Here is a 14,930-nt window from a genome sequence, read left to right on the forward strand (position 1 = left end):
ATTGCAATCGCCATGACCTCCAGAATCGGCATTATCAAAACCGGCACCACCCACCCCAGACTGCGCAGCATTTTCGGGGATTTTGAATCCTGGTTTCAGGACAGCGTGGGCCACGGGCACTTTACTACATATGACGTGGCGGGTGGAGCCAAGCCACCGTCCCTGCATGAGTGCGATGGCTACATCATTACCGGCTCCCCTGCCATGGTGACGGAGCAACTGCCCTGGAGTGAAAGCCTGAAGCCCTGGATACAACAGATTGTGGCTGAGGGTCGGCCATTGCTGGCGGTCTGTTACGGGCATCAACTGCTGGCAGACGCTCTCGGTGGCGAAGCTGGCTGGCACCCCAAAGGCCGGGAAATCGGCACGGTCACCATCAAGCTCACCGCCTCCGGCAAGGAAGATCCACTGCTGGGTGGCTTACCGGAAACCTTCCTGGCCCAGGTCACCCATGCCCAAAGCGCCCTGGTGCTGCCCCCTGACGCCACTCTGCTGGCCAGCAATCGCTATGAACCCCATCAGGCTTTTCGGGTGGGTGAGCGGGCCTGGGGTGTCCAGTTTCACCCGGAATTCACGGCGGACATCATGCGCGGCTATATTTTCGAAGCCTATGAAAAATTACTGGCGGCAAACATGCCGGTACGCAAGCTGTTGGCCGGGGTACAGCACGCCGACGCTAACCAGCATCTGATACAGCGCTTCGTGGATTTGTGCGAATAGTATATGGGGTCGGGTTATTTCAGATTCGACGCCAGATGATGGGCCTGGCGCGTGGTTTCCGGCAACTTATAACGGGTGACGCAGTGCATTACCCAATGAACCGCTGACGCAAGGCTGACGCGATGCCCGGGCGACACATACAGGGGCTTCACTCCCCGGCGGCTGCGCAATACTGCGCCCACTGTTTCCCCTTTGTCCTGCAATGGCACCCAGGCCCCCCGCTCATCCGGCGGTTCGACGTGCTGCCCCACCAACCGGGTCTTGCCCACGCCAATGGCAGGCAGATCGAGCCAGACCCCCAGATGACAGGCAATACCAAAACGGCGCGGGTGTGCTGTTCCTTGCCCATCACACAAGATCAGGTCTGGCCGGGTCTTCAATTGCTCAAACGCTTGCAGGATGGCAGGCATTTCCCGAAAGGACAGCAAACCGGGGATATAAGGATAGGACGTGGGGATCTTGACCAGAGCGGAATCCACCGGTTGCAGATCTGACGCATTCAGCACCACGATGGCCGCCCGGGTGACGCTACCCGCCTGCTCGAAGCCGACGTCCACACCGGCCACCGTGGTCACCGGTCCAAACTGATCCTCAGTCACCACCCGTTGCCGCCATTGGTGCTGTACCTGGATGGCCTGTTTCGGTGTGAGATCCCAAGCATGATGCTGCATGACTGTCCCGCCACTCCCTCGCCAAGGCGCCTATAAAAAGCGCCCATAAAAAAAGCAGGCCTAAGCCTGCTTTTTTGTCGAATAGTGGCGTCCCCTAGGGGACTCGAACCCCTGTTACCGCCGTGAAAGGGCGGTGTCCTAGGCCACTAGACGAAGGGGACGCATCGAACACTTCGCTGTGTGTTGAGGCGCGCATTTTATGGACGAACCCCAACCCCGTCAAGACATTTTTTTGAAATAATTCATCACCCTCCGTGATGTCGACCTGCGGCTGCCACCCCTCAAAGCAGGCTCCTTCCATACCGTGCAGACACAGTGTGACCCAACGGTCCGTCATAACAAACCCGGTTCTTGGAACAGATGGTTACACCTGTGGAGCCCAGGGCGCCCATGGTTTAATCTGGCTGCAAATAACAACAGGATACAGCCATGTCTGAAGCCCAAGAATTTGATTCCTTTGCCGCCTTTTACCCTTTCTATTTGGCCGAACACAACAACGTGACCTGTCGCCGGCTGCATTTTGTGGGCAGCACCCTGGTACTGGCCTTGCTGGCATTCGTGGTCACCACCGCTCAGTGGACATTTCTGCTGCTGTTACCCGTGGTGGGTTATGGCTTCGCCTGGGTGGGACATTTTTTCTTTGAGAAGAACAAGCCCGCCACCTTCACCTACCCCTGGTACAGTTTTATGGGCGACTGGGTAATGTACAAAGACATGCTGACCGGAAAAATTCGCTTTTAGATCACCCTAAGTGGATTTGGCCCCGGGCTCACAAAGAGCCCGGCGTGGATCGGCCCGCGCTATCCCCTGCCCTCCAAAACGCGCCGGCCACAACAAGCGCCGGGCAGTAAGCCCTGCATCCGGAATTTAGGTCTACACTTAATAAAATAGGATGGCCAGCCGGCAGGGATAACCATGTCTACAGAACTTATTATCATTTTGTCCATTGTGGGCGGTGCCGGGCTGATTGGTTTGTTTTACATCAGCCACAGCATCGAGAAACAGCGTCGGCAGCGGGCATTGCTGATTGCCAATCTGTCGGACCATGCCTTCCGTTTGCAGCGCATCCTGGATTCTGTTCCTGCAGCCTACACCGGAAAGGACATCCAGCTCCTGCTCCTGGGACAGATCAAAAAGCGGATGGAGCGACTCAAGGATCTCGCCCCGGGCAATGAGAAATTCCACAAAAAACTGGAATCCACCAACGCGCAGATCGCCGAAGTGACCGGCGCGACCACACCCCAAACCAAGCCCCAGCTCAAATGCCCGGAAGAAGCCAATGAAATCCGCACCCAACTGCAGGATCTGAGCAAAGTGATTGAAGGCTTTACCCAGAACAAGGTTATTTCGGTGGATGAGGCCCGCCGTTACCTGAGCCAGCTGCAAAGCAGTTTTATCGACGCCAACCTGAACTACCTTTTACAGGTGGCCGAAAACACCCGGCGCGAGAACAAACCCAAGCTCGCCATCCTCAATTACGAGAAAGCACTGGCGGAAATGAAGAAACGCAACCAGAAAGGGGCCTACGATGAACGCATGGCACAGATCGGCGCCATCATTAACGAGCTGAAGATTGAAGCCGGCCACCAGGTGGAGGAAGACACCACGGAGAACAATGAGCTGACCCAGGCCATGGACGAAATGATTGAAGAGGAAGACGCCTGGAAGAAGAAATACTTCTGAAGCGCCAGTAGCCGGACCAGGTTATTTAATCCAGCAATGCCCTCAGGTCATCCCGCAGCGCCATCAATTGGTTAGGGGTGCCATTAATACTGCACAGCAACTGCAACGGCACCACCCGGGCTCGGTCCTTGAGTTGAATCCCATCCAGAGACAGCCTCACCAGAACCTCACGCTCATCCCGCCGCGACCGCTCCCGATGAACCAGCCCATTGGTTTCCAATCGTTTTAACAGGGGTGTCAGGGTGCCGCTGTCCAACATCAGGCGCTCGCCGATGAACTTCACCGACACCCCTTCCGGGTGATCCGGATGCGGCAGCGATTCCCACAGCACAAGCATCACCAGATACTGCGGATAGGTCAGCCCCAGCTCATCCAGTAACGGTCGATACTGGGCGATCACTTTGCGGGACAAGGCATACAACACAAAGCAGAACTGGTTATCCAGCTTCAGGACATCATCCAACTCGTCAGAATCACTCAAACTGCTTTACCGCCTCAAGCCAACAGTTTGCTGACTTCGGATTCAATTTTCTCCGGCGTATCCTTGGGCGCGAAGCGCTGCACCACCCGACCATTCTGATCCACCAGGAACTTGGTGAAGTTCCATTTTATGGCCTGGGTTCCCAGCAGACCCGGCGCCTGCTCTTTAAGGTGCTTGAACAACGGATGGGCGCCATCGCCGTTCACCTCCACCTTCTGGAACATGGGAAATTTCACCCCGTAGTTCAGCTCGCAGAATTCGCTGATCTCTTCGTTGCTGCCCGGGTCCTGCTTGCCAAATTGATTGCAGGGAAAGCCCAGGATTTCAAACCCCTTATCTTTGTACTTTTCGTACAGGGCCTCCAGCCCCTTGAATTGGGGGGTAAAGCCGCATTTGCTGGCGGTATTCACCACCAGTAACACTTTGCCTTTATATTCCGACAGCGGTGTTTGCTTACCCTGCATGGTCACCGCGGTAAATTCATGAACTCCACTCATGGCTTGCTCCTGTTGGTCTGGCCGGTGCTGGGAATGTAGAGCAACGACCTTATCGCATATTTATATTTTGCACAATTTAATTTGCTACAACCATAGCCTGTTTGGAGGGTGCAAGGTTCACAGTTTTCCACAATATCTGTGGATAACTCTGTTGATACATTATGTAAAAATTCGTAAAAGACGCTCATTGCGCTCCCCTCAACATTCTGGTTATTTTTTAACCAGCCATATTTCATCCACATTTCAGCAACTTATCTGACAATCTGCACCATAACAGACAGGGCCCCGTATTTAGGGCGATAGCGCGATAGTCAACACTAACTGTGTACAAAATGGGTGCGTACAGAAAGCAGGCGAATCAGCGTAGTGCACGATCAAAAGGTGGGTAAATATAGATAAACGCCCGTTAACAATCTGCGGTTATAACGGGCGCATTTTAGGCAACTCAGTTGTTAATAACTAACCTTGACTGTTTTCATGAAACTGCAATGCAACGGAGTTCAGGCAATAGCGCAGGCCGGTGGGAGGCGGACCATCCGGGAATACATGGCCCAAATGGGCATCACAGCTGCCACAGCGAATCTCGGTACGCACCATGCCGTGGCTGGTGTCGCGATGCTCCACAATGACGTCCTCCGCCAGCGGCTTGAAGAAGCTTGGCCAGCCGGAGCCGGAGTCGTATTTGGTCTCGGAGGTAAACAAAGGCGTATCACAGCAGGCGCAGTGGTATTGCCCTACTCCCTTATGATCCCAATATTTACCGGTAAAGGCGCGTTCGGTTCCCGCCAGCCGACACACTGCAAAGGCCTCATCCGATAAAGTCTGTTTCCACTCGTCATCGGTTTTTTCCACCCGCTTGACCACCTTCAGTACCTCACTATTAAATACATTAAAAACAACCGGTTTTCGTATAAACTTACCGGTCCCTGTACGCTTGCTATGCTTGCATACTATGAACCTTTTTCTTCCCAATGAATAGCAGCCCCAAGAGGCATGAGTTTGTCTTTATGAAGCCAGTGTTGAAGTCCAGCAAATTGCATAATGTGTGTTACGACATCCGGGGCCCGGTACTGGATGAGGCGCGCCGCCTGGAGGAAGAAGGTCATCGGGTACTCAAACTCAACATCGGCAACCCCGCCCCCTTTGGCCTGATGGCGCCGGAAGAGATCATCCAGGATGTGATCTACCAATTGCCCGAGGGCTCCGGCTACAGCGATTCCAAGGGTCTGTTTGCCGGCCGCAAAGCCGTCATGCAGTACTACCAGGCCCGCGGCATTGAAGATGTGCAGATTGAAGACATTTACCTGGGCAATGGCGTCAGTGAGCTGATTGTGATGTCCATGCAGGCCCTGTTGAACAACGGTGACCAGGTGTTGATTCCAGCACCCGACTACCCCCTGTGGACGGCTGCGGTAAGCCTCTCCGGTGGCACCCCTGTGCACTACCTCTGCGACGAACAGTCAGATTGGTTCCCGGATCTGGAGGACATCCGCAGCAAGATCACCGACCGCACCAAAGCGTTGGTGATCATCAACCCCAACAACCCCACCGGCGCGGTCTACCCCAAGGCCATCCTGGAAGGGCTGATTGAAATCGCCCGGGAGCACAAACTGATCGTGTTCTCCGACGAGATTTACGACAAAATCCTGTACGACGACGCCGAGCACACCTGCACCGCCTCCCTGGCCAGTGACCTGGTGTTCATCACTTTCAACGGCCTGTCGAAAACCTACCGGGTGGCGGGCTATCGCGCCGGCTGGATGGTGGTGAGCGGCAACAAGTACGCGGCCAAGGATTATCTGGAGGGCATCACCATGTTGGCCTCCATGCGCCTGTGCGCCAATGTGCCGGGTCAACTGGCGATCCAGACCGCGCTGGGGGGCTATCAAAGCATCTATGAACTCACCAAACCCGGTGGCCGCCTCTACCGGCAACGGGAGCTGGCCCACTCCATGCTGTGTGATATTCCAGGGGTCAGCTGCGTCAAACCCAGAGGTGCACTGTATCTGTTCCCACGCCTGGACCCAAAAGTGTATCCCATCCAGAATGACCAGAAACTGGTGCTGGATTTGCTGATTCAGGAGAAAATCCTGCTGGTACAGGGAACCGGGTTCAACTGGCCGCATCCGGATCACCTGCGCCTGGTGTTCCTGCCCCGGGAAGAGGATCTGGAAATCGCCCTGAGCAAAATGACCGAATTTTTCGAGCGCCTGCGCAACGACCTCAAAGGATAGTCATGGCGGATCTGAACATACTGGATTTCTACAAAGACACAGCTCTCATTCTAATGAGCCTGCAGCGGGTGTTCCCCCGCAAGATGGAGCTGTTTGTGGAAGACCTGATCGGGCCCGACCAGGTGGACGAGTTCGGACTTCACACCAAGCGTCACGAAGCCTGTTTTGGCGCCATGCTTTGGTTATCCGACGAGGGCTTTCTGAAATACGGGGCCACCATCCGCCAGGATGGCATCGACCAGGCTTTCCTGACGGCCAAGGGCCTGATCCGGTTGACCACCATTGTCGAGGCGCCGTGGTCCGGCCGTGAGGCATCGAATACGGAAGAAGAGGTTCCCCGTTTTGAGGCGCGGGAACGTCTGACCATGATTGAGCATATGCGTCGCGCCGTCAGCTCACAATCCTCGGAGCAAATGACCCAGGTCATGCGGGCGTTTTTCAACGAACTGTAATTTCCCGCTGCCGGTCTCGGCCAGTCAGCGGTCAGTAACCGTCACATGGAATGGCAGATAACCGGCTGGGAGCGCCCTTTCACCTGACTCAACCCCATTTGCGTGCTGCGTCCAGCCAGGTCATTGGGCAGGCGGGCTTTCACATCATCGCTGATGAGGATGGTGGTGCCGAACTCCTTGTTCAAGTGCTCCAGGCGGGCCGCCACGTTCACGGTATCGCCGATCACCGCATACTTCATCCGGGTCTTGGAGCCCAGATTCCCCGCCACCACCGCGCCAGTGTGCAGACCGATACGAAATTCGATGTGGTCCACCCCCAGCGCCTGCCAGCGTTGGGCCAGGCCATCGGACTGCCACTGTTTGTTAAGGGCATCCAGGGCCTCCCGCATGGCCAGTGCGCAGCGGGTGCCTTTTTCCGCGTGATCCGGCGTGGCCTGAGGCGCACCGAACACCGCCAGGATGCCGTCCCCCAGAAACTCGATCACACAGCCCTTATGCTGGTCGATGATGCTGTTCATCACCCCCAGGTACTCGTTCAGCATGGACACCATCTGCAGGGGCGACAAACGCTCACTGATGGTGGTGTAATCTTTCAGGTCACAGAACAGCACCGTGACCACCACCTCTTCCCCACCCAGGTCAATCTTCTGCTCCTGGGAGAGTACAGAGCGGGCCACATCCTCACTGAGGTAACGACCGAACAGATCCCGCAGAGTCTGGCGCTCTTTCAGCTCATCTGCCATTTTGTCGAAATACCGGCCCAACAGGCCGAACTCGTCCTCCCGCCGCATGTGCATGCGCACATCCAGGTTACCCTGGGCCACCGCACCGGTACCCTGTATCAAGCGCCCCAGCGGTTCACGAATGCTGCGCGACACCACCCAGGACACCAGCGCAATCACCAGGAAAGACACCACAAAGATCACCCCGGAGGCCATCAACACCCGGTTCTCCACCATGTTGAGCCGTTCCGCCTTGACGTCCACACCCACCAGCCCGATGGCCTTGCCCTGGGTGGTGCGCAGCGGCGCATAGGCCGATAGGGTATAGCCGAACTCGTCGCGATAGGGCACATCCTCCACCGAAGGGCGGGAGAAGCCTTTCAACATCACGGGCGTGTCTTCGGCGGAATAGAACTGGCCCGGTTCACCCTGCAATTCGCCCTTGGCGTAGTCCACAAAAAAGAAAAGCTCGGTGGGCACATCTGACGGCCGCAGGATGTAAATCGAATCAATGTCGGTGTCCCGCTCCGCCATGGCTTCAAACTGGGCATGAATTTCCTCATGGAACGGCGTCAGCGTGGTGGCCTTGAGGTCGTATGCCCCCACCCGGTCGGCATCGATGGTGGCGGCCAGGCTGGTAGACAATGTCAGCAGGCGTTGCTGCAGCGAGGCAATTTCCGATTGCGACCAGAGGGTGTAAAACAGGTACACCAGCACACCCAGGGTGAGGATCACCACACTGCCGTACAACAGGGTGAGCCGGAAATGGAAGCGATGAAAGGAGCGGATTTCGCGAATCGGATCAGCAAACGCCACTGGCGCTTCCTGCACCGTGACTGCCCCAGCGGGCTCACCCATGGATTCACGCACCAGCAAGGGTGCCTCCGTGCTGGACCAGACGGGCTGGGCCGCGGAGGATGGGGTATTGTTCGGTTTTCGACTGTCGCTCATTAACCTGATGCCGTTGGGTTGGGTGGCTCACCTTGCCAGCAGTTTCAAACCCACCGGAAGGGCTTCACCAAATACGAGTTTGCTCTCCTGGTCGTCCAGCACCAGTTTCTGTTCCACCATGGTTTGCCACAGCTCCGGGGCTTTGGCCGCTCGCAGCTTCTCTATTATTGTAGACCGTAAAGTGTCGGGCAGGTCACGGGCCCGGTCACCGGTGCAGCGGGCAATCATCACAGCGGCAAAAGCGGCATTGCTGTTTTTCTTCCAGTCCTGGCTCAGTAGCAGCTTGCACCATGTCTGTGCCTGTTGGGGCGGCACTACCGATTCCACGCCACTGTGGAAGGGCTCGCGGGCGGCAATTCGTCCCAGAGCCCACCAGCTGGTCTGGGTTTCACTGGATTTCTCCAGTCGTTTGGCCAGCCAATTGGCCAATTCCACCTTGGTTTCCACTGGCAAACCTTCCAGGGAAGCCGCTAACCGTACCATATCCTCGTAGGATTTGTTTTTGATCTCAGTCTTAATTTTAAGATTGCGAGCGGATGCAGGATTTATGAATTTACTGATATCTTTAAACAGCTTTTTCTGGGCGCTGACATCCAGTCCACCGGCCGCGCGACGCCAGAACGTCCACCACTCCGCCCAGGATTGATTCTCTTTCTCAAACTGCAAGCCTTGCTGATACAATCCCCACGCCTGCTGTATACGCCAATCGTCTGCCGGGTAGCCGAACCCCGGACGCAGGCAAAAGCCCGCCAGGTTAAACCACAGGCGTTCATGGGCCTGGGAACGCCGGCGTTTTTTGCGACGGGACCACAGCTCATCAAACAGCGCCCGGGCCAATGCCGTATCCCAGTCTTTGCGCTCCCCCAGTTTTTTTTCCAACTGTTGGCGCAACTGTTTCACGGCGTTTTTGTCGGCATCCTTGTCGTTGGCACCGAATACGGCTTCCAGGGCGTCCACGGCGGCCTTGAACCCGGCCGGCAGTTGCTGGGCCGAATGCTGGCTTTGCAGGTCCCGGCGCAACTGAAATTCCACCTGCCAACGTTGCTGCGGATCCGAAACCGAACGACACTGAATGTCCAGGGTACCGACTTCAGTCAGGCGCGTCACCAGCGCCACTTCCACTTCCCGGTCCTCGGACCCACCATCCAAAGCCGCCACCAGTGGCGGTAACGGCTGGAAGCGTTCTTCCTCCAGATCCAGTTCCACCAGTTCGCCCGGGGCAAACACCGCATCGCCGGAGTGGCCCACCAGGGAAAACTGCACCGGCTGGTTCACCTGCAGGGCAAAGCGTCGGTCTGCCAAGGGCACTTCGTCCCCTTCCTCACTGCCCTTGGGTAGAATACACACCCCGAGCGGTGTCTCGGCGGCAGCATCCACTTTCAGGAAGTAGGAGCGGGCCGAACCTCCGCCAATCCGCATTTGGTTGGTGGCGCGGCTCAGCCCGAAGGCCACTGCGCCGAAGGCTACAGCCAGGTGGGGGTCCCGGTTTTCCAACACGGTCACCGGCGCACCCCGCCACTGGCTCAACAGGGTTTGGGCGCGCTCAGTCAGCAGTTTGCTGTTGAACACACCACCGTTCATCAACAGGGCATCGGGTACTGCCGGCGTATCAGCACTGACATCGCCCTGCGCAGAAAGCGCCTTGCGACACCCTGCCTGATGCTGGCTTAAAAACTGGGAAATGTATTTACTCACCGCGGGGTCCGGCGCATAAGGCAGGCCGAACTCCACAATGGCGCCGCTGCGCTTTCGCGGTCGCTCACCCAAATCGATCAGGGGAAAGAATCCCTCCAGGGCCAGGTCGCGGACCTCCTGCTGACTGAACTCCGCACTTTTCGCCCCGCCGATCAGACGGGCACCCCCCCCCACCAGCGTCACTTTGGCGCTGGCCGGCGCCGGTTCGCCTAACAGTAATTCCTTGGCGGAACGGCTCTGTTGGATAAGCTGGCTGAGACTGGCGGCGCTCAGTGGCTTTCCCGTTGAGGTGATGCGCTGCTCCGCCATCCGGGCCAGGGCCAGGTCCACGTTATCGCCTCCCAACATCCAGTGGTCGCCCACCGCAATGCGGTTCAATTGCAATTTGCCGTCTTGGTGCTGCACCTGGATCAGGCTCAGATCGGTGGTGCCACCACCGACGTCCAATACCAGTAGCAAGTGAATGCCCTGCAATGCAGTGCGGGCCGCTTCACCGTGGCGAAAATACCAGTCGTAGCAAACGGCCTGGGGCTCTTCCAGCAGCGTGACCTGGGGTAAACCTGCCAGCTCGGCCGCCTGCAGGGTGAGGGAGCGGGCCGCCTCGTCAAACGAAGCCGGCACGGTGATCACCAGGGTCTGCTGATCCAGGGGCGCGTCCGGGTGTTCGTGGTTCCAGGCGCAGCGGATGTGCAGCAGATAGGAGGCCGACGCCACCACCGGTGAAACCTTGGCAACACCTTCCGCAGCGGCCCAGGGCAGAATGGGGGCAGAGCGCTCCACTCGACCGTGGGACAACCAGCTCTTGGCACTGGCAATCTGGCGGCCCTCCACTTTACTACCCAGGTCGCGGGCGTATTCACCCACCAGGTAGGGGGTGTCATCGCCGGGAATGGATTGACTTGGCCAGGGCAGAACCAACTGCTCCTCCGGCAGTTCGCCTGCTGCGGGATGATAGCGAAAGGACGGTAGCAGCGGCCGCTTGGCCACCTCGCCGGGACCAATGAGCTGTTCAATTTCAAACAACTTGGCCTGAGCCCGGTCGGCTCCTACGGACAGATCAGCATAAGACACCACAGTATGGGTGGTGCCCAGGTCGATGCCGACCAGATAACGCGCCTTGCCTGTTTCACTCATTCCGCTTCACTTCTGCTTACTGATCCCGCACGTCAAATTCAACTTGCCAGCGCTGATCGCCTTCCCTGGGGATGGCTTCCAGGCACAAGGTGCCCAATTCATTAACCCGTGCTGCCAGTGTGACCGCAACCACCTCCCCGGCAGAGCGCCCCTCCGCAGGCAGAGAGGCCTGGATGGGAGGGAGTTCCTGTAACTCCTCATCACTCCAAGAGTCCAACAGCATGCCGGGTTGGTCGTCGCGGCGCACAGTGGAGCCGAAGAACCGGAAGGTGACCGGCTCGCCCACCACCAGCCCGAATTCCTGCGCCCCGGGCGTAGTCTCAGTGCCCTCTTCCATGCCGAACGGGGCCACGCAAAGCGCCTGCAACGGTGGCGGCATGCCTGGTACGGCCGGCATGGCACTTTCGATACCTACATAATAGGCGCTGGCCAGACCACCACGAATGCGCACGCCGTGGCCCTGGCGCACGTATCCGTAATAGGCGGCACCCCGTGCCACCGCCAGATCCAGATCCGCCCCATCCAGCAAGCGGGCAGGCTCAGCGCCAGCCTGCTGCAACCAACCGTTGATCACAGACATCAGCCGTTGCGCCAGTTTGGGGGCTTTCAGCACGCCACCGTTAAACAGCACTGCGGTGGGTTTGATGAAGTCCTGGGCACTGCCGAAAAAATCCTGGGCTGCGTTAGCCTGGCGACAGAGAAACGCGGCCAAGTGGCGGGTTACCCCGGCATCCTGGGCATAGGGCAACCCCATCTGGGTGAGCGCCCCCCGCGGCTGTTGCCGGGGATGTTCAGTAATGCCCACCTGGGGGAAGAACCCGTCCACCAGAGTTTGCTCCACCTCCTCCCGGGTCAGTTCGGTGCGCAGGGTGCTGCCCAGCAGCTTGGAGCCACGGCTCGGCACCACAATCGGCACCGCATCCAACTCTGCATCACCCAACAACGCTTCCTTGGCGTCCCGGCAGCCGTGGGTCAGCGCCTGAATCTGCCAGGGCTGCAGTGCCTTGCCTTCTGCATCCAGTTTGGCTTTCACCCGATAGGCCAGGGCCAGGTCCATGTTATCGCCGCCCAGCAGGATGTGATCCCCTACGGCAATACGGTTCAGCTCCAGGTTGCCATCCTGTTCAGTGACGGCCACCAGGGACAAATCCGTGGTACCGCCACCAATGTCCACCACCAGTACCACATCCCCCACCGACACCTGCTCACGCCACTGGTCACCGGAGCGGTTAACCCAGCTGTAGAGGGCTGCCTGGGGCTCTTCCAACAGCGTCAGCCGGTTCAGGCCAATGCTGCGGGCGGCTTCCGCGGTGAGGTCCCGGGCCGCAGGATCGAACGATGCCGGTACCGTCAGGGTGATCTCCTGCTGTTCCAGAGGGTACTCGGGAAAGCGATGGTTCCAGGCACATTTAAGATGCTCAAGATAAGCCGCGGACGCAGCCAGGGGGGAAATTCTGGCCACTTCGTCCGGGGCGTTCAGAGGCAATAATGGAGAACGTCGGTCAACACCGCTGTGGCACAACCAACTTTTGGCGCTGGCCACCAGGCGCATGGGCGTTTTGGCCCCGAGATAGCGGGCTGCATAGCCCACCAGCTGCGAGCCGCTTGCGCCCCAGGGCAGACTCAACTCCGTGGCAGACACCTCGGCCTCATGGGCCTGATAAAGAAACGACGGTAACTGGGCCCGGGCTTCCACCACCCCAGGCTGAGTGAGCTGATCCACCGCCAGCACCTGTTCGGTGGGGTTGCCGGTTTCCGGCACGTGGGCTGCACTGTTCGCAGCGGAAGACGTCACGTCCAGATACGCCAGCACACTGTTGGTGGTGCCGAGGTCAATCCCGACGCTGTAACGACTGCCCTCACTCATAACTCAACCTCAGCCGGTGCCAGGATTTTGGGATCATGGCCTTCCGCCAGCCTGGGCAGCTCTGCCTTGGTCACCTTCCAGCCGCGGTGCACCAGTACACCATTGAAGGGGGGCTCACCCACCACATTGCCGGTAACACGGTTTTGCGCGGGGTCGAACCCGGCATCCAGGGTAACCCGGGACTCTTCTTCTTCAGCGCGGATCGGTGCCAGGGAAAAATACTGATCCAGCAATTTCTTGCTGCCTTCGTGTACTACGCGAGAAACCGCACCGATTTCGGCGTCACTGAACCCGGTCAGGTCTTCGTTCAGGAAATCGATGAAACGGGCCTCCTGCTGCAGCAGGCCAAGCAATTGCAGGGCGGATTCCGGGTCGTTGGACTTCAGCACCGGAGCCGGCTTGGGTGCTGCCTCGGTGGCGGGCGCCGGAGCGGGTGTGCCCGCCTCGGCCAGGGTGGTGTTAGCGCCGCTTTTGCCAGTGCCCCGCAGCAGCGCCACCAGCAGCAACACCAGGCTCAGGCCACCCAGAATCAGGTGCAGCGCGTCAATGGAGGTGGGCATTACCGGATTGAATTCCATAGTTTTCCACTCTTTGGTCAAAGGTCGATCGGATAAGCCGTATACGCAGCGTTTACCGCTGCACCACGGGAAATGCCGCGCAGTTTACCATCTTGCTGCCCAGGATAAAGACCACATTAAAATCGTCTTTTATGTTTAACAAAATAGTGACATGATATGTCGGAATCTTTGTCCTACCGATGGGTCTAAACCTCCGTTGGTCTTGCATTTCAAGCACTTGAAATCCGCCAGACCGCCCCGATGTAGACCACATTCGGATGAATTTTGAATTGTTCACTACCCTAGAGAGGTTAGAAAACCAGCCATGATGCGCATACTGTTGTTCCTTGGTACCAACCTGGCCGTGATTGCCGTCGCCAGTATTACCCTGAGTCTGTTGGGGGTGCCTGGTTACTTGCAACAGAACGGCACCAACATTGACCTGATGTCCCTCCTGATTTTCTGTGCCGTGTTCGGCTTTGCCGGTTCTTTCGTTTCTCTGCTGCTGTCGAAGAAAATGGCAAAGTGGAGCTCCCGGGCCCAGGTCATCACTCAACCCCGCAACCACGCCGAACAGTGGCTGCTGGAAACCGTAAACGAACTTTCCACCAAAGCCGGCATCAAGATGCCTGAGGTGGCAATCTTCCCATCCCAGGTCTCCAATGCCTTTGCTACTGGCTGGAACAAGAATGACGCCCTGGTGGCGGTGAGTGAAGGTCTGCTGCGGCGCTTCGATCGCGAAGAAGTGCGTGCAGTACTGGCCCATGAGATCGGTCACGTTGCCAACGGCGACATGGTCACCCTGAGCCTGATTCAGGGCATTATGAACACCTTCGTGATGTTCTTTGCCCGCATCGCCGCGTTTGTCATTGACCAGTTCTTCCGCAACAACGAAGGCGAAGGCGGTCTGGGCATGTTCGGTCACATGGCCGTGGTGTTCATCTTCGACATGATCTTCGGCATTCTCGCCAGCATCATTGTTATGTGGTTCTCCCGCTGGCGGGAATTCCGCGCCGATGCAGCCGGTGCGGACCTGGCCGGCCGGGGGGCCATGATCCGGGCCTTGCAACGTCTGAAGGCGGAAATGGAACTGCCCAACGACCTGCCCGACACCATGGTGGCCTTTGGTATTCGCAGCGGCACAGTCGCCAAACTGTTTTCTTCACATCCGCCGCTGGATGCCCGCATTGCCGCATTGAGCAACGCCTGATCCAAGCTGATCGCAAGCCCGCCCCACGGCGGGCTTCGCGCTTTCTCCCTACCGAC

At 57.9% G+C, this 14,930-nt stretch carries 14 protein-coding genes and 1 tRNA gene; 6 read left to right on the top strand and 9 right to left on the bottom strand.

Annotation, left to right across the window (positions count from 1 at the left end):
* Window positions 1-12: 12 nt before the first annotated feature.
* Complete coding sequence (locus tag D9N14_RS10670) at window positions 13-720, top strand: glutamine amidotransferase (RefSeq protein WP_290579400.1); 708 nt, start codon at window positions 13-15, stop codon at window positions 718-720.
* A gap of 14 nt (window positions 721-734) precedes the next feature.
* Here D9N14_RS10670 and nfi read toward each other — a convergent pair whose 3' ends face one another.
* Both nfi and D9N14_RS10680 read right to left on the bottom strand, forming a co-directional pair.
* The gene (gene nfi, locus D9N14_RS10675) at window positions 735-1,391 is read right to left on the bottom strand and encodes a deoxyribonuclease V (protein ID WP_290579402.1); all 657 of its coding nucleotides are present in this window, start codon (window positions 1,389-1,391) and stop codon (window positions 735-737) included.
* Window positions 1,392-1,476: 85 nt separating this feature from the next.
* Window positions 1,477-1,552, bottom strand: a tRNA-Glu gene (locus D9N14_RS10680).
* Between the two features lie 268 nt (window positions 1,553-1,820).
* On the opposite strand from D9N14_RS10680, the gene D9N14_RS10685 reads away from it, so the two are divergent.
* Both D9N14_RS10685 and D9N14_RS10690 read left to right on the top strand, forming a co-directional pair.
* Window positions 1,821-2,132 (top strand): DUF962 domain-containing protein, encoded by a 312-nt coding sequence (locus D9N14_RS10685; protein ID WP_290579404.1) that lies wholly within the window; start codon window positions 1,821-1,823, stop codon window positions 2,130-2,132.
* A gap of 174 nt (window positions 2,133-2,306) precedes the next feature.
* Complete coding sequence (locus D9N14_RS10690) at window positions 2,307-3,074, top strand: hypothetical protein (protein WP_290579406.1); 768 nt, start codon at window positions 2,307-2,309, stop codon at window positions 3,072-3,074.
* A 25-nt stretch (window positions 3,075-3,099) separates the two neighbouring features.
* Here the strand turns inward: D9N14_RS10690 and D9N14_RS10695 are convergent, their stop codons facing one another.
* The 3 genes from D9N14_RS10695 to msrB all read right to left on the bottom strand — a co-directional run bounded on the left by D9N14_RS10695 (window position 3,100) and on the right by msrB (window position 4,916).
* Window positions 3,100-3,555, bottom strand: a complete 456-nt coding sequence (locus tag D9N14_RS10695; RefSeq protein WP_290579408.1) for a MarR family winged helix-turn-helix transcriptional regulator — start codon at window positions 3,553-3,555, stop codon at window positions 3,100-3,102.
* 14 nt (window positions 3,556-3,569) lie between these two features.
* On the bottom strand, window positions 3,570-4,052 hold the full coding sequence (locus tag D9N14_RS10700; protein WP_290579410.1) for a glutathione peroxidase: 483 nt from the start codon (window positions 4,050-4,052) through the stop codon (window positions 3,570-3,572).
* Between the two features lie 459 nt (window positions 4,053-4,511).
* A complete protein-coding gene (msrB, locus tag D9N14_RS10705; protein WP_317622607.1) occupies window positions 4,512-4,916 on the bottom strand; it encodes a peptide-methionine (R)-S-oxide reductase MsrB in 405 nt (134 codons plus the stop codon).
* A gap of 143 nt (window positions 4,917-5,059) precedes the next feature.
* Between msrB and D9N14_RS10710 the strand changes: the two genes are divergently transcribed.
* Both D9N14_RS10710 and D9N14_RS10715 read left to right on the top strand, forming a co-directional pair.
* Entirely contained in the window at window positions 5,060-6,286 is a 1,227-nt protein-coding gene (locus D9N14_RS10710; protein WP_290579414.1) for a pyridoxal phosphate-dependent aminotransferase, read from the top strand.
* 2 nt (window positions 6,287-6,288) lie between these two features.
* A complete protein-coding gene (locus tag D9N14_RS10715) occupies window positions 6,289-6,738 on the top strand; it encodes a hypothetical protein (protein WP_290579416.1) in 450 nt (149 codons plus the stop codon).
* A gap of 41 nt (window positions 6,739-6,779) precedes the next feature.
* On the opposite strand, the gene D9N14_RS10720 is transcribed toward D9N14_RS10715, so the two are convergent.
* Genes D9N14_RS10720 through D9N14_RS10735 form a run of 4 tightly spaced genes read right to left on the bottom strand, consistent with a single transcriptional unit; the run spans window position 6,780 to window position 13,685 of the window.
* On the bottom strand, window positions 6,780-8,411 hold the full coding sequence (locus D9N14_RS10720) for an adenylate/guanylate cyclase domain-containing protein (RefSeq protein ID WP_290579418.1): 1,632 nt from the start codon (window positions 8,409-8,411) through the stop codon (window positions 6,780-6,782).
* 27 nt (window positions 8,412-8,438) lie between these two features.
* Window positions 8,439-11,240, bottom strand: coding sequence for an Hsp70 family protein (locus tag D9N14_RS10725; protein ID WP_290579420.1), 2,802 nt, complete (start codon window positions 11,238-11,240; stop codon window positions 8,439-8,441).
* Between the two features lie 16 nt (window positions 11,241-11,256).
* Complete coding sequence (locus D9N14_RS10730; RefSeq protein WP_290579422.1) at window positions 11,257-13,107, bottom strand: Hsp70 family protein; 1,851 nt, start codon at window positions 13,105-13,107, stop codon at window positions 11,257-11,259.
* On the bottom strand, window positions 13,104-13,685 hold the full coding sequence (locus tag D9N14_RS10735; protein ID WP_290579424.1) for a DUF2760 domain-containing protein: 582 nt from the start codon (window positions 13,683-13,685) through the stop codon (window positions 13,104-13,106). Before D9N14_RS10735 ends, D9N14_RS10730 begins: the two co-directional genes overlap by 4 nt.
* 304 nt (window positions 13,686-13,989) lie before the next feature.
* On the opposite strand from D9N14_RS10735, the gene htpX reads away from it, so the two are divergent.
* The gene (gene htpX / locus D9N14_RS10740; RefSeq protein ID WP_290579426.1) at window positions 13,990-14,874 is read left to right on the top strand and encodes a protease HtpX; all 885 of its coding nucleotides are present in this window, start codon (window positions 13,990-13,992) and stop codon (window positions 14,872-14,874) included.
* The last annotated feature ends 56 nt before the right edge of the window (window positions 14,875-14,930 follow it).

The sequence above is a fragment of the Ketobacter sp. genome, assembly GCF_003671495.1.
In the GTDB taxonomy this organism is placed as follows: Bacteria; Pseudomonadota; Gammaproteobacteria; order Pseudomonadales; family Ketobacteraceae; genus Ketobacter.

Coding starts and splice junctions, on each gene's coding strand:
- D9N14_RS10690 (WP_290579406.1), top strand. CDS start 2,307: ATGTCTACAGAACTTATTATCATTTTGTCCATTGTGGGCGGTGCCGGG.
- D9N14_RS10685 (WP_290579404.1), top strand. CDS start 1,821: ATGTCTGAAGCCCAAGAATTTGATTCCTTTGCCGCCTTTTACCCTTTC.
- nfi (WP_290579402.1), bottom strand. CDS start 1,391: ATGCAGCATCATGCTTGGGATCTCACACCGAAACAGGCCATCCAGGTA.
- D9N14_RS10730 (WP_290579422.1), bottom strand. CDS start 13,107: ATGAGTGAGGGCAGTCGTTACAGCGTCGGGATTGACCTCGGCACCACC.
- D9N14_RS10710 (WP_290579414.1), top strand. CDS start 5,060: ATGAAGCCAGTGTTGAAGTCCAGCAAATTGCATAATGTGTGTTACGAC.
- D9N14_RS10715 (WP_290579416.1), top strand. CDS start 6,289: ATGGCGGATCTGAACATACTGGATTTCTACAAAGACACAGCTCTCATT.
- htpX (WP_290579426.1), top strand. CDS start 13,990: ATGATGCGCATACTGTTGTTCCTTGGTACCAACCTGGCCGTGATTGCC.
- D9N14_RS10735 (WP_290579424.1), bottom strand. CDS start 13,685: ATGGAATTCAATCCGGTAATGCCCACCTCCATTGACGCGCTGCACCTG.
- D9N14_RS10725 (WP_290579420.1), bottom strand. CDS start 11,240: ATGAGTGAAACAGGCAAGGCGCGTTATCTGGTCGGCATCGACCTGGGC.
- D9N14_RS10670 (WP_290579400.1), top strand. CDS start 13: ATGACCTCCAGAATCGGCATTATCAAAACCGGCACCACCCACCCCAGA.
- D9N14_RS10700 (WP_290579410.1), bottom strand. CDS start 4,052: ATGAGTGGAGTTCATGAATTTACCGCGGTGACCATGCAGGGTAAGCAA.
- D9N14_RS10720 (WP_290579418.1), bottom strand. CDS start 8,411: ATGAGCGACAGTCGAAAACCGAACAATACCCCATCCTCCGCGGCCCAG.